Source organism: Candidatus Nitrosarchaeum limnium BG20 (genome assembly GCF_000241145.1).
Classification (GTDB): domain Archaea; phylum Thermoproteota; class Nitrososphaeria; order Nitrososphaerales; family Nitrosopumilaceae; genus Nitrosarchaeum; species Nitrosarchaeum limnae.
In genome coordinates this window covers 1-615 of record NZ_AHJG01000319.1, presented here as the reverse complement: position 1 = coordinate 615, position 615 = coordinate 1, and the positions used below count along the sequence as shown (strand labels likewise).

Genomic DNA, 615 nt, shown 5'->3' with positions numbered 1-615 from the left:
CTAGCAAAAGATATTTTTCCAGAAGCTGCAAGTCCTGCAGATGTGGAGACCAAGTTGGCTTCGGCAATTCCTACATTAAAGAATCTATTTGGAAACATCTTTCCAAATCCAGAAGTTTTAAGAGAATCAGTAGTATCAGCCCCCAAAACTACAATGTTTGGATTTTCTTTACCAAGCTCAATTAGTGTTTTTGAATACTCTGAACGCATGTCAGTCATCACAGGAGGATTCAAAGATAACCAGCCTCTTCTACCATTTTCTTAATTTGGTCATGTTTTTCTCCAATAACGTGTAATCCCACCCATTTTTTGACAAGATCAGAGCCTCCCAACTCATTTGCTTTATCAATCAAAATTTTTCGTTTTGTCTTAAGAACTTGATTTCTAAAATCTCGGATAGCCGTACGTACATCTTGTTTTCCAATAATTGCGCTGCCACCAACAAAAGCCCTAGCACCATCTAGAAAACAAGAACCAATATTATCAAGAGTTACACCACCATCTGCTTCAATACAACCAGAAAATTTTTGTTCTCTTAGAATTGTATTTAATTTAGTCATTTTACCATGTGTTTCTTCGATATATTTTTGACCGGATTTTCCAGGTATGACAGACA

General features: G+C 36.3%; 2 pseudogenes. Both read right to left on the bottom strand.

Annotation, left to right across the window (positions count from 1 at the left end):
- Positions 1-233, bottom strand: a pseudogene (locus BG20_RS11085) (transketolase); the annotation flags it as partial.
- Positions 230-615: pseudogene (locus BG20_RS11080) on the bottom strand (ribulose-phosphate 3-epimerase); the annotation flags it as partial. The pseudogenes BG20_RS11080 and BG20_RS11085, both read right to left, overlap by 4 nt.